The sequence below is a fragment of the Variovorax atrisoli 110B genome, from assembly GCF_000382045.1.
GTDB lineage: Bacteria > Pseudomonadota > Gammaproteobacteria > Burkholderiales > Burkholderiaceae_C > Variovorax > Variovorax atrisoli.
Genome location: NZ_KB907468.1, coordinates 1 through 24,428 on the forward strand (window position 1 = coordinate 1; position 24,428 = coordinate 24,428).

General features: G+C 67.0%; 27 protein-coding genes and 1 pseudogene. 9 read left to right on the top strand and 19 right to left on the bottom strand.

The genetic code is table 11. The features are described from left to right. Window positions 1–431: 431 nt before the first annotated feature. Window positions 432–626 carry a hypothetical protein gene (locus tag G369_RS39280; RefSeq protein WP_208604416.1) on the top strand — a complete coding sequence of 65 codons (195 nt, stop codon included), beginning with the start codon at window positions 432–434 and terminating at the stop codon, window positions 624–626. Here G369_RS39280 and G369_RS37895 read toward each other — a convergent pair. Together G369_RS37895 and gcvA are read right to left on the bottom strand one after the other, a co-directional pair. Next, window positions 614–819, bottom strand: a pseudogene (locus G369_RS37895) (DUF7011 domain-containing protein); the annotation flags it as partial. The gene G369_RS39280 and the pseudogene G369_RS37895 sit on opposite strands and share 13 nt — an antisense overlap. Before the next feature lie 81 nt (window positions 820–900). Then, window positions 901–1,830, bottom strand: a complete 930-nt coding sequence (gcvA, locus tag G369_RS0131770; protein WP_019658117.1) for a transcriptional regulator GcvA — start codon at window positions 1,828–1,830, stop codon at window positions 901–903. Between the two features lie 102 nt (window positions 1,831–1,932). Here gcvA and G369_RS0131775 point away from each other — a divergent pair, with 102 nt between their 5' ends. Both G369_RS0131775 and G369_RS0131780 read left to right on the top strand, forming a co-directional pair. Continuing rightward, window positions 1,933–2,253 (top strand): putative quinol monooxygenase, encoded by a 321-nt coding sequence (locus tag G369_RS0131775; protein ID WP_019658118.1) that lies wholly within the window; start codon window positions 1,933–1,935, stop codon window positions 2,251–2,253. A 10-nt stretch (window positions 2,254–2,263) separates the two neighbouring features. Beyond that, window positions 2,264–2,680: a GFA family protein gene (locus tag G369_RS0131780; protein WP_026346806.1), complete on the top strand. Its 417-nt coding sequence runs from the start codon at window positions 2,264–2,266 to the stop codon at window positions 2,678–2,680. 57 nt (window positions 2,681–2,737) lie between these two features. On the opposite strand, the gene G369_RS0131785 is transcribed toward G369_RS0131780, so the two are convergent. Then, complete coding sequence (locus G369_RS0131785) at window positions 2,738–3,001, bottom strand: hypothetical protein (protein WP_019658120.1); 264 nt, start codon at window positions 2,999–3,001, stop codon at window positions 2,738–2,740. A 109-nt stretch (window positions 3,002–3,110) separates the two neighbouring features. Then, window positions 3,111–3,995: a LysR substrate-binding domain-containing protein gene (locus tag G369_RS0131790; protein ID WP_019658121.1), complete on the bottom strand. Its 885-nt coding sequence runs from the start codon at window positions 3,993–3,995 to the stop codon at window positions 3,111–3,113. A 123-nt stretch (window positions 3,996–4,118) separates the two neighbouring features. On the opposite strand from G369_RS0131790, the gene G369_RS0131795 reads away from it, so the two are divergent. From G369_RS0131795 to G369_RS0131815, 5 genes are all read left to right on the top strand, one after another. Then, window positions 4,119–5,087, top strand: a complete 969-nt coding sequence (locus G369_RS0131795; protein ID WP_019658122.1) for a Bug family tripartite tricarboxylate transporter substrate binding protein — start codon at window positions 4,119–4,121, stop codon at window positions 5,085–5,087. 22 nt (window positions 5,088–5,109) lie between these two features. Next, window positions 5,110–6,030, top strand: a complete 921-nt coding sequence (locus G369_RS0131800; RefSeq protein ID WP_019658123.1) for an SMP-30/gluconolactonase/LRE family protein — start codon at window positions 5,110–5,112, stop codon at window positions 6,028–6,030. A 71-nt stretch (window positions 6,031–6,101) separates the two neighbouring features. Then, window positions 6,102–6,527 carry a carboxymuconolactone decarboxylase family protein gene (locus G369_RS0131805; RefSeq protein ID WP_019658124.1) on the top strand — a complete coding sequence of 142 codons (426 nt, stop codon included), beginning with the start codon at window positions 6,102–6,104 and terminating at the stop codon, window positions 6,525–6,527. Window positions 6,528–6,541: 14 nt separating this feature from the next. Further along, window positions 6,542–7,531, top strand: a complete 990-nt coding sequence (locus tag G369_RS0131810) for a tripartite tricarboxylate transporter substrate binding protein (RefSeq protein ID WP_019658125.1) — start codon at window positions 6,542–6,544, stop codon at window positions 7,529–7,531. A gap of 57 nt (window positions 7,532–7,588) precedes the next feature. Further along, window positions 7,589–8,500, top strand: coding sequence for a LysR family transcriptional regulator (locus G369_RS0131815; RefSeq protein ID WP_019658126.1), 912 nt, complete (start codon window positions 7,589–7,591; stop codon window positions 8,498–8,500). A gap of 15 nt (window positions 8,501–8,515) precedes the next feature. On the opposite strand, the gene G369_RS36650 is transcribed toward G369_RS0131815, so the two are convergent. The 15 genes from G369_RS36650 to G369_RS0131890 form a co-directional block, all read right to left on the bottom strand. Next, window positions 8,516–9,223 (bottom strand): substrate-binding domain-containing protein, encoded by a 708-nt coding sequence (locus G369_RS36650; protein WP_020723404.1) that lies wholly within the window; start codon window positions 9,221–9,223, stop codon window positions 8,516–8,518. An 88-nt stretch (window positions 9,224–9,311) separates the two neighbouring features. Next, window positions 9,312–10,319: a Bug family tripartite tricarboxylate transporter substrate binding protein gene (locus G369_RS0131825; RefSeq protein ID WP_080647950.1), complete on the bottom strand. Its 1,008-nt coding sequence runs from the start codon at window positions 10,317–10,319 to the stop codon at window positions 9,312–9,314. A 137-nt stretch (window positions 10,320–10,456) separates the two neighbouring features. Next, window positions 10,457–11,185 (bottom strand): alpha/beta fold hydrolase, encoded by a 729-nt coding sequence (locus G369_RS0131830; RefSeq protein WP_038116543.1) that lies wholly within the window; start codon window positions 11,183–11,185, stop codon window positions 10,457–10,459. Between the two features lie 52 nt (window positions 11,186–11,237). Then, window positions 11,238–13,118, bottom strand: a complete 1,881-nt coding sequence (locus tag G369_RS0131835) for a glycoside hydrolase family 3 protein (RefSeq protein ID WP_020723405.1) — start codon at window positions 13,116–13,118, stop codon at window positions 11,238–11,240. A 79-nt stretch (window positions 13,119–13,197) separates the two neighbouring features. Then, window positions 13,198–14,241 carry a porin gene (locus tag G369_RS0131840; protein ID WP_019658131.1) on the bottom strand — a complete coding sequence of 348 codons (1,044 nt, stop codon included), beginning with the start codon at window positions 14,239–14,241 and terminating at the stop codon, window positions 13,198–13,200. A gap of 185 nt (window positions 14,242–14,426) precedes the next feature. Then, on the bottom strand, window positions 14,427–15,521 hold the full coding sequence (locus G369_RS0131845) for an ABC transporter ATP-binding protein (RefSeq protein ID WP_019658132.1): 1,095 nt from the start codon (window positions 15,519–15,521) through the stop codon (window positions 14,427–14,429). 37 nt (window positions 15,522–15,558) lie between these two features. Further along, on the bottom strand, window positions 15,559–16,419 hold the full coding sequence (locus G369_RS0131850; protein WP_019658133.1) for a carbohydrate ABC transporter permease: 861 nt from the start codon (window positions 16,417–16,419) through the stop codon (window positions 15,559–15,561). 47 nt (window positions 16,420–16,466) lie between these two features. After that, window positions 16,467–17,393, bottom strand: a complete 927-nt coding sequence (locus tag G369_RS0131855; RefSeq protein ID WP_244164415.1) for a carbohydrate ABC transporter permease — start codon at window positions 17,391–17,393, stop codon at window positions 16,467–16,469. A gap of 21 nt (window positions 17,394–17,414) precedes the next feature. Then, a complete protein-coding gene (locus tag G369_RS0131860) occupies window positions 17,415–18,650 on the bottom strand; it encodes an ABC transporter substrate-binding protein (protein WP_019658135.1) in 1,236 nt (411 codons plus the stop codon). Between the two features lie 64 nt (window positions 18,651–18,714). Beyond that, window positions 18,715–19,137, bottom strand: a complete 423-nt coding sequence (locus G369_RS0131865) for a cupin domain-containing protein (RefSeq protein WP_019658136.1) — start codon at window positions 19,135–19,137, stop codon at window positions 18,715–18,717. 346 nt (window positions 19,138–19,483) lie between these two features. After that, window positions 19,484–20,110, bottom strand: a complete 627-nt coding sequence (locus G369_RS36655; RefSeq protein WP_157773839.1) for a hypothetical protein — start codon at window positions 20,108–20,110, stop codon at window positions 19,484–19,486. 40 nt (window positions 20,111–20,150) lie between these two features. Further along, window positions 20,151–21,050: an amidohydrolase family protein gene (locus G369_RS0131875; protein ID WP_019658138.1), complete on the bottom strand. Its 900-nt coding sequence runs from the start codon at window positions 21,048–21,050 to the stop codon at window positions 20,151–20,153. 8 nt (window positions 21,051–21,058) lie between these two features. Beyond that, window positions 21,059–21,598 carry a carboxymuconolactone decarboxylase family protein gene (locus G369_RS0131880; RefSeq protein ID WP_208604417.1) on the bottom strand — a complete coding sequence of 180 codons (540 nt, stop codon included), beginning with the start codon at window positions 21,596–21,598 and terminating at the stop codon, window positions 21,059–21,061. Then, on the bottom strand, window positions 21,598–22,572 hold the full coding sequence (locus tag G369_RS0131885; protein WP_019658140.1) for a Bug family tripartite tricarboxylate transporter substrate binding protein: 975 nt from the start codon (window positions 22,570–22,572) through the stop codon (window positions 21,598–21,600). Before G369_RS0131885 ends, G369_RS0131880 begins: the two co-directional genes overlap by 1 nt. A gap of 35 nt (window positions 22,573–22,607) precedes the next feature. Next, window positions 22,608–23,405: an SDR family NAD(P)-dependent oxidoreductase gene (locus tag G369_RS0131890; RefSeq protein ID WP_019658141.1), complete on the bottom strand. Its 798-nt coding sequence runs from the start codon at window positions 23,403–23,405 to the stop codon at window positions 22,608–22,610. A 102-nt stretch (window positions 23,406–23,507) separates the two neighbouring features. On the opposite strand from G369_RS0131890, the gene G369_RS36660 reads away from it, so the two are divergent. Further along, entirely contained in the window at window positions 23,508–24,428 is a 921-nt protein-coding gene (locus G369_RS36660; RefSeq protein ID WP_019658142.1) for a LysR substrate-binding domain-containing protein, read from the top strand.

Below are 24,428 nucleotides of genomic sequence, written 5' to 3' on the forward strand. Positions count from 1 at the left end.
CGGTGATGCCCTTCGTCGACCGTCCTGGCGTCGAGCGACGCGAACAACGGCCTGGATTTACTGCGCCTCGGCAACGCCATTGGAGCCATCCCCTGGGCTCCGCGCCCCAGCCAACTTGGGCCACGCGTTCCGAATCCCCATAGGCTCGTAGCGTTGCCTGTCCTAAGCAGAGCATTCCGCGGTTTCCTCCTTAGAGGCTTGTCCAACACCTGCCCTCTGGCCGTTGTCGTGCGCGGGCTCGTGGCGTTGCTCGGGCAGGTATCGGACAACCCTTAACCGAAGTTGTCGTCGACGAAGGGCGGCTCTGCAGCGGTAGACGTCGTTCAATGTCGCGCGTGAAATGCCGGCGTCCGGCCAAGAGCAGTCGGTCGACGCCACGTCACAAATTCGCCTAAGAGCGGACAGTCCGCAAGAACGAAACCGCGAGCCGCATGGACAAGTTCCAGTTTCTTCCGAGATTAAATGGACTCTTTTCCGAGGCGCGCACGCTGGTCGACCTGAACCTGATGAATGCCCGGTTGCCTCAGTTGGTCATGGGGCCGGGACATCCTCCGGAATCCGCTGTCACTGTAAAGCGCTGCACATTCTCTCGCTGCACGGTTGAAGGCAACTTTGCCAGCGCGTAGCGCTGGCAATGGTCCGGAGTGCGCGCGATCAGCGTCAGCCTCTTGCCGTCGTGGATCAATTGCTTGTGGCCGCAGATGTTCCAGAACGCGAAGGCGATGGCACCTTGCGGTGGATCGGCATCGGGTAGAGCTGCACCACGCCAGCATGGCCGGGCAGCCAGGCCGGATGCGCGTCCCGTGGTCCAACTGCTGGCCCGCATGGAGGCGCTGATTGCTAAGGGGACATCCCCTGCCTGATACGCCTGCCTGTCGTCTAAAACGCAAGGACGCGGAGCTAGAGATCTTCGGCGGAGCCGCTATCGCTATCCCTCATCTCCGCCAGCAGCCAATCCCTGAACGCCTTCACCTTCCGCTGACGGATCGCCTCCGGTGGATACACCAGGTAGAAGCTGGAATAGGCCTTTAGCGTCTGCTTGAACGGCCTCACCAGACGGCCTGCGGCGAGGTCGTCGGCAACGAGCATGGTGCGGCCCAGGGCAACGCCTTCGCCCTGCATGGCGGCCTGCACCGCAAAGGTATAGGAGTCGAACGTCAGGCCAGCGCGAGGGTTGACGCCTTCAATGCCGGCGGCTGAGAGCCAGTCGGCCCAGGCGATCGGGTAGCCGTCGCGGATGAGCGTGTGGTGGCGCAGATCGGCGGGGTTGCGTAGCGCCCGCGGGCCTTTGAGCAAACCGGGGCTACAGACGGGGAAGACCTCTTCGTCGGCGAGCCACTCGGTGGTCAGGCCCGGGTAGTTGCCTTGGCCATAACGGATGGCCACGTCGATGCCGTCGCCATGAAAATTCGCCAAGCGGCCCGTGGTGGACACGCGCACGTCGACGTCGCCGTTGGCCCGGTGGAACCTGTACAGGCGCGGCACCAGCCAGCGGCCCGCGAAGCCGTCCGAGGTGCTGACATTGAGGGTGCTGCCGGACTGGCGCGCCGTGGCCGCCGCTGTGGCGGCAGCGAGTTGACCCAGCATGTCGCGCACGGCCTTGGCGTAGCGCTCGCCCGTCTCGGTGAGGCGCACGGAGCGCGTGACCCGTTCGAAGAGTTGCACGCCGATTTGCTCTTCCAGGTGCTTCACCGCGCGGCTGATGGCGCCTGGCGTGAGGTGCAGTTCCTCGGCCGCCTTGGTGAAGCTCTGCTGCCGAGCCGCGGCCTCAAAACATGGCAAGGCGGTGAGCGGCGGCAGCTTGCCGGGCGAAGCGGTCACGTCGGGCATGGTTGAATACTTCTCACAAGTCGTTGTCTAAATGTGGTTTGTCATTAGGGGCCGCACTGCACAAAATGTCCTTCATTCGTGAGTACAAATCAAGGACAGAGCATGAACAACACCGGCACTCATCCCGTCACCGTGGTGATCACCTGTGCCATCCGACCCGACAAGCTGGAGGTCGCCCAGCAGGAGCTGAAGGCCGTCATTCGGCAGGTCATGGCGCACGAGCCCGCCTGCAAGGGCATCCGCGTGCTCGAGGCGGCGGATGCCCCACACCACTGGCTGATCGTCGAGCAGTGGGAAAGCGAGGAGGTATTCAGCGGTCCGCATATGCAGCAGCCGCACATGCTGGCCTTCACGAAAACGGCCGAGACCTTCCTTGATGGCAAGGCCGATTTCGCGTTCTGGCACGAGACGTTTGCCGCCTGAGGAGACCACCATGCAACCAACCGTCCTGCAATGCCGCTGTGGCCAGGTGCAACTGCACTTGAGCGGAGCGCCGATCGCGCAGTTCTACTGCCACTGCGGCGATTGCCGCGCCGTGTCAGGTGGCGGGTATTCACCGCTGGCGCTTTTCCCGGCCGCCAGCGTCAAGCTCGCCGGCGGCGACACCACGACCTGGACGTATCGGACCATGCCGCGGACCCGTTGCGCCCACTGCGGCACGCTGCTGTTCGGCGAATCCCCGGGCATGAATATGCGCGGTGTGAGCGGCTTCCTGATGCCGGCCGACCTCTTCAAGCCGACCTTCCACATCCGCTGCCAGCATGCGGTGATGCCGGTGAAGGATGGTCTACCGCACTTCAAGGACGTGCCGGCTGCTTTTGGGGGTGACGACGAGGCGGTGGGTTGGTAGAGATCTAGGAGTACGCCTACGCTCACCGACTGGCTGGTCGCGAGCAAAATGGCGGAGTCAGAGCCCGAAGGGGTCGTTTTTACCTTCGGCGCCAAATCCGAGCAGAACGAGCGATGCGCAGCCGAATGCCCGGAGTTCCGCCAGCAGGGGTTTGCCGAGCTGAGGGAACGTCTGCTTCAGAGCACCGGATGCAACGCCGGGAATGACAGCTGCGGGCCTGAAGCGCCTGGTAGTCGACAGGCGAAAGTCGGCCAGAAGCTGCCGCTCGACCGCGAGGCCCAGTTCGCTCGGAAGCCGACACTCGTTGGGCTCGCACGTCACCGGCTGAATCCAGCGTCAAAATGATAGGAAGCGCCGGTGCGCGAGTGCTTCGGCTGCGACCCGTCGATATGAGGCGATGTGCGTGCCGAATCCGCCAGCGGCCTCAGGCTTACTCCATCGACTTCGCCGCACGCCGCACGATGGCTGCGAAAGCGGCGGTCGTTGGTGTGCGCACCTGACCTTCGGGCCATAGCAGGCCCGGTGTGCGCTGCAGCGAAGGGCCTTCCAGCGGGACGGCGACCAGGCCGAGGTGATCTGCCAAGGCGCTGCGCGAGACGATCGTCGCCATGGGCGCCTCCTGCACGAGCGCAAGCATTCCTGCAATGGAGGATGTCTCCACCACGACGTGCGGCTGTGCACCGGCCGCGCGAAGTGCCTCATCGATTTGCATGCGGGTCGTGTACTTGCGCGCCGGCAGGGCTAGATCGCGTCCGTGCAGTTCGATCATGCGAAGACGCCTGCGCCTGGCGAACGGATGTTGTTGGTTCACTGCGACCACCATTTCTTCCGAATAGAGCGGCTCGAACAGGAGGCCTTCGAGTTCGAACGGCCTGTACGCGAGGATCAGGTCCAGGCGCCCCGCACTCATGTCGACGATCAGGCTGTCGACCGTGTTTTCTTCGACCACCAGCCGCATCGAAGGATGTGCATGGGAAAAGAGCGCGAGGCACTTCGGCACCAGGCCCATGTTCAGCGTCATGGTCGTGCCGAGCGAGAGCGTTCCCTCGAACGCCTTCTCGGGCGCGCCGATCAGGGCAATGCCGACGTCAATCTCCGCGAGCGCCTTCGCCGCCTGCGGCAGGAACAGTTCGCCGGCGGCCGTGAGCGTGACACGGCGCGCGCTGCGATCGAAGAGCTGCTGGCCCAGTTCGCTCTCGAGCTGGCTGATCTGGTGCGACAGCGTCGACTGGGTGACGTGGAGCTGCACGGCGGCCTGCGTGAAACTGAGGCGCTCGGCCAGTGCAAGGAAATAGCGTAGATGTCGGAGTTCCATGCGTCTCAACCTGGCGGTCGCACGAATCGATGCCGTCGATCATAACGACCGAAATTTGTCATTTGTCTCGCGGCGCGGTGCTCGCCTATCTTCGACGCTCCATACAGACAACGAGACAAGCCCATGCGACGCATATCCACCGCACTCCTGGCGGCCCTGACACTCTGCACGGCCATCGCCCATGCCCAAACGGAAAGCTGGCCGAGCCGCACCGTCAGGCTCGTCGTTCCCTACCCGCCCGGCGGCACCACCGACTACGCGGCGCGCCAGATCGCACAGGCCCTCACGGTGCAGACGGGCAAGACCTTCTACGTCGAGAACAAGGCCGGAGCCAGCGGCACGATCGGCTCGGACCTGGTGGCCAAGTCGGCGCCCGACGGCAATACCTTCCTCATCAACGACACCACCTACGCCATGCTTCCGCATCTGTTCAGGAAGCTGCCGTGGGACCACGCGAACGGCCTGGTGCCTGTCACGAACATCGTCGATACGCCGCTGGTCGTGCTGGTAGGCACGGTCTCGCCGTACAAGACCATCAAGGACCTCATCGACGCTGCACGCCGCAACCCCGGCCAGCTGACCTTCGGCTCCGGCGGGATGGGAAGCTCCACACACCTCGGCGGAGAACTGCTCAAACAGAACGCGCAGCTCACGCTGACGCACGTCCCTTACAAGGGCGCGGGCGAAGCGCTGCTCGGCGTGGTGTCCGGCCAGGTCGATGTGCTGGTGACCGCATCGCCGACCGCGATCGCGCAGGTCAAGGGCGCGAAGGTGCGGGCGCTGCTGGTGACGGCGCCGCAGAGAATCGCCGCGCTTCCGGATACGCCCACCAGCGCCGAAGCGGGCCTGAAGGACTTCACCGCGACCAACTGGTTCGGCGTCGCCGCACCGAAGGGCACGCCCCAGCCGGTCATCGAGAAGATGCAGGCCGAGATCAAGCGTGCACTGCAGTCGCCCGAATTGCGCGCGCGCTTCGGCGAGCAAGGCGCGACGGTCGGCGGCATGACGCCGGCCGCTTTCCAGGATTTCGTGCGCAGCCAGACGCAGGCCTGGGGCCGCGTCGTCAAGGCTGCGGGCGTCCAGCCGGAATAACGCCGCATCAGGAACCAGGCCCATGTGGAACCTCAGCTTCACGCCTCCGGAAATCATCGAAGCGAAAGTGCTCACGACGATGCCGGCGGACCTTCGCCGCGCCGGGCCGAACTCTTGGGGCGAAGCGAACAAGCCGGGGCAGCCGGTCGACAGCTTCCTCGAAGGACCGGTGTTCGATTCGCTGGGCAACCTGTACGTGACGGACATTCCCTCGGGCAGGATCCTGTGCATCACACCCCGGCTCGATTGGCGCGTGGTGGCCGAGTACGACGGCTGGCCCAACGGTATGGCGATGCATGCGGACGGGAGCCTCTGGATCGCCGACCACAGGCGCGGCATCCTCAGGCTCGACCCCGCCGCCGGCCGTGTCGAACCCGTGCTGGCCCACCGCAATAGCGAATCCTTCAAGGGCGTCAACGACCTCGTCTTCGATGCGAAGGGCAGCCTCTATTTCACGGACCAGGGCCAGACGGGCCTGCACGATCCCACCGGCCGGGTCTACCGCCTGGGCCAGGACGGCCGGCTCGACCTCCTGCTCGCGAACGTTCCCAGCCCCAACGGCATTGCGCTCGACTCCTCGGGCCATGTGTTGTTCGTCGCGGTCACGCGCGGCAACCAGGTCTGGCGCGCGCCGATCATGCGCGACGGCAGCCTCACGAAGGTGGCCGCCTTCCAGAACTTCTTCGGCACCAGCGGGCCCGACGGCCTCGCCGCCACCGCGCAAGGCGGGCTCGTGGTGGCGCACGCGAGCCTCGGCGCCGCGTTCGTGCTGAATGCAGCCGGCGAAGTCACCCATCTCGTGCGCAGCCCGGGCGGCAAGACCGTCACCAACCTGGTCTTCCGGCCCGGGAGCAACACGCTGGTGATGACGGAGTCGTCCACTGGCGCGATCCTGGAAGCACAACTTCCCGCCGCCGGCCCGGGCCAGGCCTCTTTCAAGTGACCGCATCGGCGGCGGCAACGCACGGCCTTCGTGCGCAGAGATTCTTCGATTCACCTCTTCGGGAACATCACATGACGAACAACGAGCTTTACGAAAAGGGAACGAAGCGCAGGCGCCTCGTCCTGGGCGACGCGCACGTGGACCGGGCCGGCGCGGCAACGACCGACGTGACGCGCGACTTCCAGGACCTGATCGTGCGCTACGGCTGGGGCGAGGTCTGGACGAGGCCCGACCTGGGCCTTCGGGAGCGCCGCATCCTCGTCATGGGCACGATGATCGCGCTCGGACGCTGGGACGAACTGCGGCTGCATCTGCGCGCGGCGCTGCAGAGCCAGATGTCGCTGTGCGACATCAAGGAGGTGCTGCTGCAGCAGGCAATCTATTGCGGCATTCCGGCGGCCAACACGGCCTATCACCAGCTGTCGGCGGTCCTTGCGGAACTCGCCGCCGAAGGCACCGAGATCAATCGCGCGCCAACGGCCGCGGCCGAAGCCTGAAGAAGATTCAAGCCATGACTTTCCATCGCACTTTCACACGCCGTGTTCTGGCCTCGCTGGCCCTCTCAACGGCAGGCGCCGCGCTCCTCCCGCTCGCGGCCGCAGCCGAGCAATGGCCCGCGAAGCCGATCCGCCTGATCGTTCCCTACTCCGCAGGCGGCGGCGCCGACAACGCGGCGCGGATCCTTGCCCAGCGCCTCGGTGCCGCGCTGCGCACGCAGGTCGTCGTCGACAACCGGCCGGGCGCCAGCGGCATCATCGGCGCGCAGGCAGTCGCGAAGGCCGATCCCGACGGCTATACCGTGCTGTACGACGCGTCGACGTTCGCGTTGAATCCGCTGTTGCGCAAGATGCCTTTCGATGCGGCGACAGATCTGGTGCCGGTGTCGCTCGCACTGACCGTCCCCAACGTCCTGGTGGTGCCACCCAATTCGCCCGACGCCGACTTCAAGGCCTTCGTTGCGCGTGCACGCGCCCAACCTGGCAAGGTCTCGTTCGCGTCGTACGGCGCCGGCAGCCCGGCCCACCTCGCGAGCGAGTTGCTCAACCGGGAGGCGCGCACCGGCGGGCTGCACGTGCCTTACAAGGGAGGCGCACCGGCGATCGCCGATGTCATGGGCGGCCACGTGGATGCCTACTTCGCCAACGCCGGCTCGGCCCTGGGCTACCTGCAGTCAGGGCAGCTGCGCGCGTTGGCGGTCACCTCCACCCGGCGCATGGCCGCGCTGCCACAGGTGCCCACCATCGCGGAAAGCGGCATTCCGAACTTCGAAGTCCTCGAGTGGAACGGCTTCTTCGTCCCCAAGGGCACGCCGCGGCCGATCGTCGAGCGCCTCTCCGCCGAAGTCCAGGCCGCCGTGCGAGACCCTCAGACGCGCGCACGGCTGGTCGCGCTGGGTGCCGACCCGGTGGGTGGCTCGCCAGCCGAATTCGCCACCTTCATCGCCGGCGAGTCCCGGAGCTGGGCACAACTGATCAAGGCCAACAAGATCGTCGCCGAGTGAGCCGCGTGCGTCGCGGCCGCCTTTGCGAGTCATGCCCGAGCCTGTATGGTTGACGCCATGGATCTGCGCCAGCTTCGCTATTTCGTCACCGTCGCCGAAGAGCTGAACTTCAGCCGGGCGGCCGTGCGCCTGCACATGAGCCAGCCGCCCTTGTCCCATCAGATCAAGGCGCTGGAGGAAGAGCTCGGCGTGCTCCTGCTTTTTCGCAACCGCCGCGAGGTGCGGCTCACCGATGCCGGACGCGCGTTCCTGCGCGACGCGCGCCAGCTGCTTGACCAGGCGCAGGCAGCAACGCAGAGGGCCAAGCTCGCGGCGCAGGGCGATGGCGGGACACTGCGCGTGGGCATGGCCACCTCGGCCATCGACCATGTGATGCCGGACTTCATCCACAGGCTTCGATCCTGCCTGCCGACGGTCCAGTTGCTGGTGACCGACATGGGCTCGCAGGAACAGGTGCGCGCCGTCGCTGCCGACAAGCTGGACCTGGGCTTCGTGCACGCACGCACGAGCACGCGCGGCCTGGCCCGCCAGCTTCTCTACACCGAGGGCTTCGCGCTCGTGATGCCGCTGGCCCACCCGCTGGCCGCGCGCGAGTCGCTGGCGCTCCGGGACTTCGCCGAGGAGCCGATGATCAGCTTCTCGCGCGAGCACAAGTCCGCCTTGTTCGACTCGCTCGTCGCCGCCTGCATGCAGGCCGGTTTCAGCCCCAGGCTGCTTCACGTGGCTCGCCATCCGATGAGCATGTTCCAGATGGTGCGCCACGGCCTCGGCGTGGCCCTCGTGCCCGCCTCGTATGCAGAGACGAGCGGAGAGGGGCTGCGGGTGCTGGCGCTGCCGCCGTCGGCCGGCACGCTGCAGATCGATGTGGTCTGGCGCGAGAACAACGAAAGCGAACTGCTGGAGTGTGTGCACAACGAGGTGCTGTCGAACTGGAGCGTCGGCGAACCGGCCGTCCGGCCCGGCCTCTAAACAGACTCCGGGATCTCACCCGCGGCAAGGGTCCAGGCCCGCATCCGCAAGCGGACCGGCAGCCTCGTGCGAACGAAGGAACTGCATGAAGCGGCGCGCGGCCTCGGGTTCGGCCGCTCCAGCCGGCATGCCCGCGCCGATCACAGTGACATGCTGCAGATCATCGGGCAGCGCACCTGCGAAGCGCACACCCGGCTGACCAAGGATCTCGCTGATCTGCTGGAAGCCCAACTCCGCGTCGCCCCGCGCCACGGCGGCGGCGACTGGTTCGTCGCGCACCTGCAGCACGCGCACCTGCGCCGGCTCGATGCCGAGCTTGCCGAACAGCTCCTGAGAAATATAGATGCCGCTACCTGCCTGCGAATAGGCAACACCGCGCGCCTGCACTATCGCACGGCGCAGCGCCTGCGCGCTGCCGATGTCCACGGGCGGCTGGTCCTGCGCCACGCAGGCGCCGACGCGCGAGCGCATCACGTCCGTGCGAGAACCCTCTTCCACACGGCCGGCCTGCACCTGTTGTGCCAGCAGTGCCGCGGGAAGCAGCACGACGTCCGCCGCTTCGCCCCGCTCCAGCCGCTGCACCAGCGCCTGGGGCGATGGGCCACCCGCCGGCCCCCAGCACCACTCCACGCGGACATGGGCGGCCTGCTCGAACAAAGCACCCACCGCATAGAGAGGAGCCTGGAAGGCCTGCGGGGCCAGTACACGGATCGCGACGTTCATGGGAGTTCCCCGGTTCGTCCGCTTGTGCGCGGACAGGTCGTTTCGAGCAGGCGGCAAGGAGCAAGGCCCGTCGCCACGCGCGCCCCGTTCATTCCAGCGTGATGCCTGTTTCCTGCGTAATGGCCGCCCATTCCCGGCGCTGCCCGGCAAGCACGGCCGCGAAGTCGATGCCGGCGGGGGCGGGATCCATGCCGGCCGTGCGGATGGATCCGGCCATCTGGGGGCTGGCGATCGCCTGGGCAAGCGCGGCGCGCAATACCTTCAGCACAGGTGCGGGTGTATGCGCCGGGGCCATGAGCCCGTACCAGTTGAGCGACGGCACGCCCTGGACACCGCTTTCCTCGAGGGTGGGCACCTCCGGAAACTCGGCCAGCCGCGTCTTGCCGGTCACCGCGAGCGCGCGAAGCATGTTCTTGCGCACCAGCGGCAACAACACCGCCCTGTTGGTCACGACCATCGAAAGGTGGCCGCCAAGTGCATCCTGGATAGCCGGGGTGGCGCCCTTGTAGGGCACGAAAGTGATGTCTGCGCCGGTGCGCCGCTTGAACATCTCGATCACGAAGTGCGGCCCGATACCGGGTGCGGAGCCCGCGCTGAGCCTGCCGGGATTGCGCCTGCTGTAGCGCACCAGTTCCTGAACGCTGCCGGCGGGCACGCCCGGATGGTCGGCCATGATCATCGGATCGCTGGCGAGCGCGCCGACCGCCTCGAAGCCGGCCACTGGGTCGTAGTCCAGCTTCGGGTAGACCGCCGGCACCACCACGTTGAGGTTGGTGCCGCCCATCATCAGCGTGTAGCCGTTCGCCTGCGAGGAAGCCACGGCCTTCGAGCCGATGCGGCCGCCCGCGCCGCCGATGTTGGTCACGACCACGGGCTGCCCGAGGCTCACCGAGAGCGCGGTCGCAATCAGCCGCGCGGCCACGTCGTTCGGGCCGCCGGGTGCGAAGGGCACGACCAGCTTGATCGGCTGCGAGGGATAGGCCTCTGCCGCGAGCGCGCCACGCGGCCACAGCAGGGGCATTGCCGTGGGGGCGAGCAGCATCCTGAGCATGGATCTGCGGTCGCAGGGCGACATGAGCGCAGGGGCCGGTTTCATGTTGTCGTGATCCTTCGGGCGTCCGTGCCGTATCCGGCCCAAGGAGAAATCTAGGCAGGCTGCCGGGATGCGTCCAATACCTTGGGCGAAACACTGTCATCGCGATCGCGAATAAGTCTGCGGCGGCCCGGCAGCGCTCACCGCGGCTCGAGCAGCCCGAGCAGCATGTCGGCCAGGGCCTGCGGCGCGTCGATCATCGGATCGTGGCCGCAGTCGGCCATCACGGCGGTCTGCCAGCCTGCATCGGCGCGGCAGCGCTCGAGCGCGGCGTCGAACAGTGGCTGCGGGAACAACGGCGTGCGCACATAGAGCTTGCGCGCGATACGCTCCCGCGCGCCCGTCAGTTCGACGGGTTGCATCGACACGCCGATCGGCTGCGGCGTGATCTTCGAATCGAGCCAGCGCGCGTCCTCGGCGCTCTGGATCCTCAGCGCGGTGCTCGTAGGCCCCGGACGGGAGAGTTCGCCGCGCGCCTGCGCCTCCAGCACCGCAGCCTTCTGAGCATCGTTGAGCAGGTCGAAGCCTCGCTGGCCGTTCTCGGGCAGGAAGGCGTCGACGAAGGCGATGGCCGAGAGACGATCCTCCAGCGACTCGGCCGCCGCCGAGGCAACCCAGCCCGCATACGAGTGCGCGACCAGCACGGCGCTGCGCAGGTCCTCCCAGCGGAAAAGATTGACGACGTCGCGCACATGGGTCTGCAGCGTGATGTCGGCGCTCATCAGGTGCGAGCGGTCGGCCAGCCCGGTGAGCGACGGCGCATAGACACGGTGGCCGCGCCGCGTGAGCAAGGCCGCGAGCTTCTGCCAAGCCCAGCCGCCATGCCCGGAGCCGGCAACGAGTACGAAGGGTTGAAGGGATGTGTTCAAGACGAGTTCTCCTGTGGGTAGACGCCGGCGCGACATGCGCCGGACGAGGGAATCAGAGCGAAAGACCCTCTCCGCGCCGCAGCGCCAGCCCGGTGGGAGGCGACTTCGACTGCAGCCATGGCAGGTCGAACGGCAGGCGTCCGGTGGGCGTGTGCCGGCCGGAGAGCAAGTCGAAAAGAGCCTGCTCCTGCACGCCGAAATGCAGGACGATGCCGGCGACCAGCGGCTCGAGGGCGCCAAGGTCCGCAGGGCGATCCATGTAGACGCTGGCCACCGTGGGCACCTGCGCCGCGATCACACGCACGCGCTCCAGATCGGCATCGCCGGCGAGCCAGCCCGTGCGCCCCTCGCGGTAGCGGCTGCCGAAAAAATGCCGCGGATGCAGCAGCTCGTGGGGCGTGCGCAGGCCGACGATGGCGAGATCGGCGTCGCCCGGACGCTCAGCCACCGTGAAGCCGGCAGCCCAGGCCGCCTGGGCATCGATGCCTTCGAGGAACAGCTTCTTCCCGCGCGCGAGCGGCACGCAGCCTGCGTTCTTCGCGACGACCAGTGAGCTGCGTTGCGCATCAAGCGCCATCGCCTTCAGTCCGGGCCGGCCGACGACGCGAGCCGCCGCGTCCTCATCGACGTAGGGGTTCTCGAAAAGACCCAGGCTGAATTTCTGCACCAAGATGCGCCGGACGGCCTGGTCGATCAGCGACTGCGCCAGCAGCCCGTCGCGCACCGCGGAGACGATCCAGCGCGGATCGTCCGCGCCGCCGAACTGGTCGACACCGGCCTGGACCGCCTTGGCGAAGCGCCCGGGCCTGTCCAGGTGCTCCACGCCCCATGGCATGGCGATGTCGGCGGGGCCGGGGCGCAGGCCATCCTGGGCGCCCTCGATGCACGCGCGCGTGCAGTCGTCGGTGACGTGCCAGTCGGAGATCACGACACCGTCGAAGCCGAAGCGTCCGCGCAGCACGTCGGTGACCATCTGCCGGTTGAAGCTCATGCCCACCTGTTCGATGTCGCCCGCGACATCCGGCACCCGGAGCCCGGGGGGCGGCATGCCGTAGGAAGGCATCACGCCTCCGACCCCCACCTCGAAGGCGCCGGCGAAGGCGCGGATATGGTTCTCGATGCCGTCGCTGCGCAGATCCAGCAGCCGACCGTAGTGGTTGTGCGCGTCGAAGCCCTCGGGGCTGGTCGCACCGTAGCCCACCCAATGTTTGACCACGGAAACCACGCTCTGCGGACCGAGCCCGTCCATGCCGCCCTGCATGCCGGCCACGTAGGCCTGCACGAGCGATCGCACGTCTTCGGGCGAACTGCCGAAGCAGCCGTTGCAGCGGTGCCAGCGCGGCTGCAGCGCGAGGTCCGCCATCGGCGACAAAGCCATGCGTACGCCGACCGCGCGATACTCCTCGCGCACGCCGTCGGCAAACGCGCGCACCAGCTCCGCGTTGCCCGCCGCGCCGAAGCCCGGCGCATCGGGCCATTGTGTGAATCCGCCGGCCGCGACGCTCACGCCCTGCGAATGGCTGAAATGGCTGCGCGGATCGGAGGAAAGAATCACCGGAATGCCGAGCCGGCCCTCTTCGGCCAGCGCCTGCAGCGTGTTGGCCTGACGCGCGAGCTCCGCGGGCGGTGCCTGCAGGCGGTTGAGGAAAGCTCCCACATGCCGCTGCAGGACCAGCTCGCGCATCGAGGCGAAGTCCCAGGCCGAGCCGGCACCGGGAATCGCCGCTGCCTGCGTCGTCGGCGGATTCGCATGGAGCATCGCGCCGACCTTCTCCTGGAGGGTCATTCGGCCGAGAAGATCGACGGCTCTTTCCTGCGGCGTTAGCCGCCAGTCCTCGTAGGGATCGAGCCGGCCATCGCCGTTGTGGTCCTTGAAGAGAAGTCCGTCGACCCGAAGCTGCCCGATGCTGCGCGCGCAAAGTTCAGGCTGCATGGGGCGCTGGCTCCTTCCTCATCGCATCACCTGGACGAATGCATGAAAAGACAGAGAACGCATCGGCTGCACGCACACCTCAGAACTTGTGGCTGATGCCGAATTCCGTGCCGCGCGACCTCTTGCCCGGCGACGCGGCGGGCGGCGTGCCGACCGCGAAGTTGGCGTCGCCCTTGTTCGAGATGGCCGCGTACGTCGCATAGAGCGTCGTCCGTTTGGACAGGTCGTATGCGTAGCCGATCGCCACCTGGGTGGCATCGTTGCGGTCCAGCAATGCCTTGCCGAGGACGCCTGAGGTGTCGGCCCTGGTGTAGTTGAGCTTGATCTTGTGAAGCCCGGCCACCGTGACCACCGTGCCGACCTGCGTCACCAGCCGCGAGGCGCCGAGGTAGGCATTGCGTACCACCGAGCCGTAGAACTTCGCCGGGCCCCATTCATAGCTACCGGCCATGGAACTGCGCCTGAGCGTGTTGCCGCCGATGCCGTCGAACAGGCCATAGGCCGCCGTCACGTGCACCAGCCCCTGCGCGTAGCCGATGCGACCACCGCGGTACTTCTTGGACGGCGCGCCCTCGCCCACCGCGACCGCGAGCTGCCCGTAGAAGCCGCCGAGCGTGTTCGGCGTGAGGTACTCGACCATGTTGTCGGCGCGCGCCCAGACACCGGTCGCGTCGATGCCGCTGCCGAAGACGCCGGTCGCCGTCGAATAGAACTTGCCCTGGTCGGCGAGCCCGCTGACGCCGAAGGTATCGAACTCGCCGAAGCCCGTGTACGAGGGCGTGAGGTCGTGGCCCAGCCGCACCTCGCCGAACGGACCCGAGAGGCTTACCGTCGAGCGGCGATTGAAGAAACGCGCGGCGTTGGTCGTACCGTCGTCGAAGTTCACGGTGCTCTCCAGCCATGCGCTGGCTGCGTAGCCGCCGCCCAGATCCTCCACGACGCGAAAGCCGAGGCGGCTTGCCGCCGCACCGCCGCTTGACAGGCTGGTGACCGTCCCGGGGCCGTTGGTGACGCGGCGCACGCTCAGGTCCGCGACGCCGAACACCGTGGCGGTGGACTGCGCATTGGCGCAGTTGGCCGTCGCCGCGAGGGCGATGCAGAGGGCGATTCGATGGGGGTTCAAGGATGTCTCCTGGTGTAGTGGTTTGGAATCGGATCTGGATTAGTCCGGCACCTGTAAATCCCCGGTGCGCTCGCGATGCCGTCGCGGTTCATGGGTGCCTCTCGTTGCAGGATTTCGGGGCGCAACGATCCAAGCGGCGCGCTGTGCGAGCCGCTGAATCGACTTCAGTTGGATGGAAGCGGGACCTAGAGCTCGATGCGCTGTTCGGTCGATGGATCGAAGAGCGAGGCGCTCGCCAGGTCCGGGCGCACACGGATCTGCTCGCCCGCGTGGCGCATCGGCTTGGGCGGCAGGCGGATGCCGATGCGCTGGCCGTTCATTTCGGCGAAGCCGAAGGTGTCGGCACCGGTCGGCTCCAGCAGCTGGAGCGTGACCGCCAGTGCGCCAGACTCGCTTTCCTCCGTGAGCCGCCAATGCTCCGGCCGCAGCCCGAGCACCGCCTCGCGTTCCCCTGTGGCCGCATGCCCAGCCGGTGCCAGAGGCAGTCGCACGGACGAATCGCCACTGCGCAGCTCCGCCATCCAATGTCCCGATTCGGCGCGCAGCCTGACCGGCAGCAGGTTCATCGTCGGCGAGCCCATGAACGCGGCCACGTACAGGTTCGCGGGCCGCTCGTAGATGTCCTGCGGCGTGCCCAGCTGCTGCACGCGGCCATCCTTCATCACCGCGATGCGGTCGCCCAGGGTCATCGCCTCGACCTGGTCGTGGGTCACATAGACGATGGTGCTCTTCAGCCGCTGGTGCAGCGCCTTGATCTCGGCGCGCATCTCGACGCGCAGCTTGGCGTCCAGGTTGGACAGCGGCTCGTCGAAGAGAAACACCTTGGGATTGCGTGCCAGGGCCCGCCCCATCGCCACGCGCTGGCGCTGGCCGCCGGAGAGCTGCGCGGGCCGGCGATCGAGCAGGTGGCCAATCTGAAGGGTCCCGGCCACGCGCTCGACCACGGCGTCCCGCTCGGCCTTGGGCACCTTGCGCATCTCCATCGCGAAGGCAATGTTCTCGCCGACGGTCATGCTCGGGTACAGCGCATAGCTCTGGAACACCATGGCAATGTCGCGGTCCTTCGGCCCCACGTCGTTGACCACACGGCCATCGATCGCGATCTCGCCCTCGCTGATGCCGTCCAGCCCGGCGATCATCGACAGCAGCGTGCTCTTGCCGCAGCCGGACGGTCCCACCAGGATCAGGAACTCGCCATCGGCGACTTCGATGTCGATGCCGTGCAGCACGGTCACCGAACCGTAGCGTCTGCGCACATTGCGAATGCTCACGCTGGCCATGGATTTGGCTCCTTCTTTTTCTTCAGGTTTGGATCGGTCAGCCCTTGACCGCGCCCGCGGTCAGCCCGCGCACGAAGTACTTGCCGGCCAGCATGTACAGCACCATGGTCGGCGCGCCGGCGATGATCGCAGCGGCCATGTAGGCGTTGTAGCGGGGCACGTCTTCCTGCACGTTGGTCAGGTTGTTGAGCCCCACGGTCACGAGCTGCTGGTCGCTCGGCGCGAGCACTAGCGCGAAGATGAAGTCGTTCCAGATCGCGGTGAACTGCATGATGCCCACCACCACCAGGATCGGCTTGGCCGTGGGCAGCACCACGCGCCGGAAGATCGTCCACAGGCCCGCGCCGTCGATGCGCGCGGCCTTGATCAATTCTCCGGGGAAGCCCACGAAGTAGTTGCGGAAGTACAGCGCAACCGGCACGCTGTAGATCGTGTGCACCACCACCAGGCCGAACAGCGACTGCGACAGGTGAAGCCTCGCGAACACCATCGACAGCGGGAAGACGAACAGCGCCGCGGGCATGAACACGCCGAACATCAGCAGGAACAGCGCGCCCTCGGCGCCGCGGAAGCGCCACTTGGCCAGCACGTAGCCGTTGAAGCAGCCCCACAGCGTGGAGATCACCGTGGAGGGGACCACCACGATCAGCGAGTCGAAGAAATAGCGCGACAGGCCAGTGCACTGCTCGGCACCGGTGCAAGCCGTGGCCCAGGCCTCGATCCACGGCTCGATGGTCCAGCGCTGGGGCAGCCCCAGTACGTTGCCGGCCTGCAGCTCGGCCAGCGGCTTGAGCGAATTGACCACGGCGAACCACGCGGGCAGCGCATAGAACGCAACCGCGAGAAGCAATCCCAGGTAGACGAGCACGCGGCCCGCCCCGAGCCGTTCGCCCGGCATGCGATCCCGCTGCGCAGGACGGCGCAGGAATGAAGGAATAGCCATGGTCAGTCTCCGCGATGCTTCTTCAGCTCGCTCAGGATGTAGGGCACGGCCACCATCGCGCAGGTGAACAGCAGCACCATGGCCGAGGCGGACCCCAGGCCCATCTGGTCGCGCCGGAAGAAGCGGTCGAACACGTAGAAGGCCGGCAGCACGCTGCTCTGGCCGGGTCCGCCTTGCGTCAGCACGACCACTAGGTCGAAGGTGCGCAGCGCCGCGGGCAGCAGGATCAGCGCGGCGCTGAACACCGTGGGCCTCAGCGCCGGCAGCACCACGCGCCAGTAGATGCGCGGCAGGCTGGCGCCGTCGATCATCGCGGCCTTGAAGACCGACTCGTCGATGCTGCGCAGGCCGGCGATGAACATCGACATCACGAAGCCGGTGCTGTGCCACACGGCAACGATCACCAGCGCGAAGATCGAGTACCTGGGCTGGACGATCCAGTCGAACAGCGCGTTCTCGAAGCCTATGCCGTGCAGCCACTTTTCGATGCCGGTGTCGGGCGACAGCAGCCAGCGCCAGATCGTGCCCGCGACGATCCAGCTCAGCGCCAGCGGATACAGGATGACGGTGCGGATGCCGTTCTCCAGTCGCACCTTCTGGTCGAGCAGGATCGCGAGGAAGCAGCCCAGCACCAGCGGCAGGCCCACGACCAGCGGCAGGTAGAGGGCCAGGTTCCACAGGGCGCGCCACCAGTTGTCGTCGGTGAAGAGCCGCCGGTACTGGTCCAGGCCCACCCAATTCCAGCTAATCGCGCCCGCGGAATCGGTGAACGAGACTGCCGCGACCCAGGCGGTCAGGCCGTAGAAGAAGAGCAGGCTCACGGCCAGGGCTGGAGAGATGGCCAGTTGCGGCAGCCATCGTTCGAACCGGTCGGCGAGGCGGCGCACTTCAGGATGGACGGACGCGCCCGTCGAAGAGGATGTGGTCACGTTGCGTTCCCGTGGGCGGCCTCAGTTCGACCTGGCGGCCGAAGCCATCTTCGCGGCGGCCTGCTGGGCCGTCATGTCGGGGTCGTTCCAGAAGCCGAGCACCACGTCGCGCCAGGCTCCCAGCCGGGCGGGCGTCTGCATCAGGTTGGGCGATGCTGCAACCGTTCCGTCCTTGGCGCCGGCAACGAAATCGGCATAGCTCTGGCGGGCGCATTCGTCGAAGCCAGACACGTCCGCATCCGTTCGGGCCGGCACCGAGCCCTTGGCCTGGCTGAACGCAACCTGGGCGTCGCGGTCCATGAACACTTCGGCAAGGTCCAGCTGCGCCTTCGAGGACTTCTGCTGCTTGAAGAAGAGAAACGCGTCCGAGGTGAACAGATGGTTGCGGCCGCTGCCCGGTACGACCGCGCAGAGGTAGTCCACGCCGGGCTTCTTGCCGGCGATGTTGAATTCGCCCTTGGCGAAATCACCCATCACCTGCGCCAGCGCCCGCCCCTGGATGACCATCTGTGTCGCCTCGTTCCATTTGCGCGTCGGCGCGCTGCGGTCCACGTAGCCGCGCAGCCTGCGCATCACTTCGAAGGCCTTCACCACGCCCGGGCCCTTGAGCTGGGCGTCGTCGAGGTCGTAGAAGGCCCGGCGGAACTCGTCGGGCTTCATCGTCGTGAAGGCCACCTGCATGAAGGTGAAGTTCACCCAGATGTCATCGCCCATCGCCAGCGGCACCATGCCCGCGGCTTTGGCCTTGTCGGCCAGCGCGAAGAACTCGTCCCAGGTCTTCGGCGCGGAGGTCGCACCGAGCTTTTTCAGGGCCTCGGCGTTGATCCACATGACGTTCTGGCGATGAACATTCACCGGCACCGCGACATAGCTCTTGCCGCCCTGGCGCGCAAAGCGCCGCAACGGCTCGGGCAGCACCTCGTCCCACTTTCCCTTGACCGCCACTTCGTCGAGATTGGCGAGGTTGTCGCGGTTGGCGGCATAGCTGCGCACGTCGGCGTTGATCTGCGCGGCATCCGGCGGTGTGCCCTTGCCCACGCGCGCCTTCAGCAGGATGCGCTGGTTGTCGCCGCCGCCGACGGCCAGGTCTTTCCAGGCCAGTCCGCGCTTGCTCGCGGCCTCCTTGAACTTGCCGACGGCCGCCGTCTCGCTGGAACTGGTCCACCAGTGGATGACCTCGACGGTCTCTGCGGCGTGGACGAAGGAAGTAATGAGGGTCGCCGCGGCGCAGGCGAGGCTGAAAGTCAGGCGGAACATCTGGACTCCGAGGCTATGAAATGCGGAACGCGGAAACGGGCAAATTCGGTATGCGTAAACGAGTTCAGAACAGATCGACCTCGAGGAACACGACGGGTACGCTGTCGCGGTTGAGCAGCGCGTGAGGCCGGCGATGGGTTGAATACGCCTGCCCGGCCTCGACGACGACTGGGTCGTCCTGGCCCTCGAGGTACTCGGTCATGCGCCCCTGCAGCACATAGGCCACTGCCGGGCGGTCCGCATGCGAATGCATCGGCAGGAAGCCTCCGGGCGCAATGGTGACCTCTCGCATGCGCAGAAGGAGTTCCCTGGACGCGCCGAAGCCGCCCGGCAGCTCGACCTTGGCAATGACGGTTCCCGAGATGCCGACGCGCTCGCTGGGCAGCGACTGCAATGCCGGCGCCGGCTCCTGCGCGCCCCCGGAGCCCGATGCCTGCACCACTGCAGGTTGCAGCGATGCAAGGAGCTTGGAAACCCAACGCTTCATGAACACATCTCCAGGTGGTGCCCGCCTGGTTGCGGCGGGCTGGTCGATTGGCGATGGACTTTAGGAACGTATGTCCACCCGGTCCAATACCGTATTCATCAAACTGTCATCTCGCTTGCGAATAAGGAGCTTCCCTGTGCGATGGCCAGGCTTGGAAGCGGGGCGAACGGGGCGCTCGTGTGCGATCGATGCGCCTGCCTCGCAGGCGACATGCGCACTGCATCGAGGCGCCAAGGTGGCACCGCAAGGAATCACGGCTTGCCACCTCGGATGGAGGTCGTTGCTTCGATCGGTGCGGCATCTGGCGGCGTGTCGTGAGGCATCCGCCGGCGCGCCGGTCGGTCACCTAAGGTACAGAGGCGTCGGCCAGCGCGAACATGGTCCGCACGGGCTTCAAGAAATGGGGGCGCACGCGGGAGCTCCAACTCGTTTCGCGAACCGCCAGCCATTCGGCGGATGCCGTAGTCCGGTCCGAAACGAGGTCGTAGCATGCCAGCGACTCCTGCTCGTCGTCGTTGCTCCAGAAGCGCTGGGCGCGTATGCAGCCCGGCACCGCTGCCAGCGCGGGCAGGTGCTCCTGGTCGTACCAGCGCTGCAGCTCGATGCCCCAGCCGGGTTCGGGTTTCATCTCGACGACGTAGTGGGAGCCCGCCGGCGAGTCCGCGCTGGCACCGGCAATGTCGTGCATCAGCGTCAGGCGGGAGGCCGCCATCCGTGTGCCGGGCCAGATGCTGCCCGCCTCACTGGCAAGCTCGATCAGGCAGTGCCTCGACAGCGCCGTGCGTTGAGGCAATTCCAGATAGACATACGAGAGCTGCAGTGCCTGCGAATGAACATGCCGAACCATGCGGCCGCCGATGTCCTGCCAGCAAGGCAAGCTTGCCACCGCCTCGCCGAACACAGCCGGCGTCGAGAGCGGGCCATGGCATCGCAGGAGTACGACGTCGGTTGGAATCCGGCCAGTTGTTGACATGTGCACCTCGGATGGAACCACGCGGCAACGCAGCCGCGGCTCAGGTCGGGAAGCGGTACAGCGCCTGGGGGTTGTGCACGAGCAACTGCTCAAGGTGCCCCGCATCAGGCGCGATACGCCCCAGCGCATCCACGAGCACACCGTCGTCGGGAATGTGGGTGTGGTTGGGATGCGGCCAGTCGGTGCCCCATACGCAGCGCTCGGGAAAGCGCTCGACCAGGATGCGGGCCAGCGCCTCGCCATGCACATAGCGCTCGCCAGGCGGTGCATGCGCGTCGATGCGATCGATGCCGCTGACCTTCACGCGAAAGCGCGGGTTCTCCAGCAGTTTCAGCAGCGCCTGGAAGTCGGAAGCATCCGGCCCGCGAGTGGCATCCACGCGCCCCATGTGGTCGATCACCACCGGAACCTGGCTGCGCTGAAGCGGCGCGGAGAGTTCGTGGACCAGCTCGCTCTCGAAGTGCACCTGCAGATGCATGCCGACGGCAGCCAGGCGCGGCGTCAATGCGAGCACCGCATCGACGCCCGCGGCGCTCGCGATGTGCCGCATGAAGTTGAAGCGCACGCCGCGGAAGCCCGCTAGCGCCAGACGCTCGAGCTCGGCATCGGGTACGCCGGTTTCGACGAGGGCGATCCCGAGATAGCGGCCCTGCCCCGCCGCGATGGCGTCCTCGACCACGCGGTTGTCGGTGCCGTGCGTGATCGACTGCACGATCACGCAGCGCTCGATGCCCACGGCGCGATGCAGCGCGAACAGCGTCTCCTTGGGTGCCTCCAGCGGAGTTACACGGCGGTCTGGCGCATAAGGGAAGCGCGCGGTCGGCCCGAAGACGTGCACATGGCTGTCGCATGCGCCGGGCGGCAGGCGAAGGCTCGGCCGCGAGGGGTGCTCCAGATAGGTCCGCACGGGAACGCCGGACTCGGTGGTTGCATCGGTCATGGCGGTGCCTAGTGCGAGATGTTCAGCGCCACGAGGAACCGCGACACCATGTTGTAGGCCGCCACGGTGGCGACCACTTCGACCACGGCCGAAGGCTCGAAGCGCGCGTTCAGGCGGTCCGTCAGCTCCACTGGCACCTTCACATCGCGCGTCATCCGGTCGGTCAGTTCCAGCAGCAGCAACTCGTCCTGCGTGAACCGGCCATCGAGGGCGCCTGCGGGGTCCCCGGCGCGCAGCGCATCGATCTTCTTCTGTGCGAATCCGGCCTTCAGCGCATGTGGTACGTGCGCGTCGAACTCGAACGCCGCCTCGTTGAGCACGGCGACGCGCAGGATGATCATCTCGCGCAGGTCCGCCGGCACCGAGGTGCGGTTGCGCACGGCCGTCAGCATCGACTCCCAGCCGCTGGCGATGCTCGGGCTATTGAGCAGCACCTGGTAGAGCAGCGAGATCCTGCCGCGCTCCAAGAGGATGCGGGCCTCCACCTCGGCGAGTTCGGGCACGGTGCCCGGCACCACCAATGGAACGCGTATGTGGCTCGTGCTCATCATTCGGCCTTGATGTTGCGTGACTTGATCAATGCGGCCCACTTGGCCGTGTCCGCCTTCAGCAGCGCTGCCAGCTCCTGCGGCGTGGATGTCTTCGGCTCGGCGCCGCCACGCAGCAGCCGGGCGCTGACGTCGGGGTTGGCGATCGCGCTGCGCACAGCCTTGTTGAGCTCCTGCACCACCGCCGGCGCCGTCTTCGCCGAGACGAAGAGCGCATACCAGTTGTTCGTGTCCACGGCCTTGATGCCCTGCTCGTCGAAGGTCTTGACCTGCGGCAGCGACGGATGGCGCTTGCTCGCCGCGATGCCGATCGCCTTGAGCCGGCCGCCCTGCACGTGCGGCATGATCGCCGCGACGTCGGCGAACACGCCTTTCACCTGCCCGCCCATCAGGTCGGTGAATGCCGGCGCCATGCCCTTGTAGGGCACATGCAGGAAGTGCGCGCCGGTGGCCTCTTCGAGCTGAATCAGCGCCAGATGGGGAATGCTGCCGGAGCCCGAAGAGGCCATCGGCGTGGACTCCTTGCTGGCCTTGGCGGTCTTCACGAACTCCGCGGCATCCGCTGCAGGGTCCTTCGCGCCGACCACCAGCACTTCCAAGTTGTTCGCCACGAGCGAGACCGGCGCGAAATCGCGCTGGGTGTCGTAGGGCGACTTCTCGACCAGCGAAGGATTGACGGCGGCCGCGCCCACGCTGGTGATCCAGATCGCGCTGCCATCCGCTTCGGCGCGCAGGGTCTCCAATGCACCGAGCGCGCCGTTGGCGCCGGGCCTGTTGTCGACGATGACCGTGCGCTTGAGCTCGCGCCCGAGCTGTTCGGCCAGCGTCCGCGCCACGAAGTCGACCGGCCCGCCCGGGCTGAACGAGGTCACGATGCGAACGGGCTTGCCGCCGGCCTGCGCGAATGCGGTCGATGCCAGCGAAAGCGCCGCGGCCGCGGCCGCGGCCGCGGCCAGGATGTGTCTTCTTTTCATCGCTTGTCTCCTTGCTTGCTTTGAACTCCGGCCGATCAGTCGCAGCGCGCCGTCATGCCGCCGTCCACGACCAGTTCGGTGCCGGTCACGAAGCGGGCCTCGTCGCTCGCGAGGTAGAGCGCGGCGCTCGCCGTGTCGCGGCCGTCGCCCATGAAGCCCAGCGGGATGCGCTTGACGCGCGAGGCCAGCAGCGCTTCGATGTCGCCGCCGGTGCGCTGCTTCGCCAGGCGCACTTCGACCATCGGGGTGTGCAGCTGTCCCGGCACCACGGTGTTGACGCGCACGCCGTCGGGTGCATGCTGGACCGCCACCACGCGCGACAGATGGATCACGCCGGCCTTGCTGGCCGCATAGGCCACCTGCGCGCTGCCGGTCCAGCGCAGGCCCGAGGTCGAGGCCACGTTGACGATGGCACCACGCTTGCGCTCGATCATGTGCGGCAGCACGTGCTTGCAGGTGAGGAACACGCTCTTGAGGTTGACGTCGATCTGCGTGTCCCAGGCCTCCTCGCTGAGCTGCACCGGGCCGCCTGCGGCCGAGCCACCCACGTTGTTGATCAGAATGTCGGGTGCGCCGTAGGCCTCGATGCAGGCGTCGACCATCGCCTTCACGCTCGCGGAGCTGGTCACGTCGCAGATGCAGGTGGTGATGGATGCCGCGGCGCTGCCGGCGAGCGACAAGGTCTCGGCCAGGCGCTCGGCGTCGCGGTCGACAGCCAGCACCCTGGCGCCCTCTTCCGCGAGCCGCACGGCCATCGCGCGGCCGTTGCCCCAGCCCGCGCCCACGCAGCCCGCGCCGGTCACGATCGCCACCTTCGATTCGAATCTCTTCATCGTTGCTCCTCGAGCCCGGCTTCCCCGGGAAAACCTTAAGTCTGGGCCGATCGCAAGCAAAGTTAAATCGAATGAGGCCTATATCAGATATGTCTTTGCGCTATGGATCTCAAACAGCTCGAGTACTTCGTCGTCGTGGTCGAGAAAGGCAGCTTCAGCCGCGCCGCGGCCGCCCTGAACCTCGCGCAGCCCAGCATCAGCCGGCAGGTCGCATTGCTCGAGCAGGAGCTCGGCCAGCGCCTGCTGGAGCGCACGGGGCGCGGTGTCACGCCGACGCGGGCGGGCCATGCGCTGCAGGCCCATGCGCGCGTCATGCTCAACGCGGCCGCGCAAGCCCTTTTCGACATCAAGGAGATGAGCGACGAGCCCGCCGGCAAGGTGGTGGTGGGGCTACCCAATCGGGTGGCCAGCGGGCTGTGCGTGCCGCTCGTGCGGGAGTTCCGCGAACGGCTGCCCAATGCGATGCTGTCGGTAGTGGAAGGGCTGAGCCTTTCGCTTCGGGAGGGGCTGCTGGCCGGCCGCATCGACGTCGGCGTGCTCTTCGACCCCCCGCCGACGCCGCTGCTGAGCTACGAGCCCCTGATGCGCGAGCGGCTGCTGCTCGTTGCGCCCGAAGGTTATCGGCTGCCCGAGCGCGTCTCGCTGGCATCCCTTGCCGATTTCCCTCTGATCCTGCCCGCCGTGCCGAACCCCATCCGAAGCCTGGTCGACGCGGTGATGCTGCCGCGCAAGATCAACCTGAACATCGTGGCCGAAGTTGGGGCCGTGCACACGGCGCTGACGGTGGTCGAGGAGGGAATGGCCTGCTCCATCCTGCCCGAGAGTGCGCTCAACCTCAGCACGCGCCGCGCCAAGGTGCGGGCTGCCCCCATCGGGCCGCCGGCCATGTGGAACAGCCTGGTGCTGGCGATGCCGACCGCGCGGCCGGCCAGCCGCCTCATCCAGGAGACGGCGAAGCTGCTGCGGGCGCTGGACTTCCGCGCCTATCGGCCGGCAGCGCCGATGCCGGCCGCCGAAGAATGA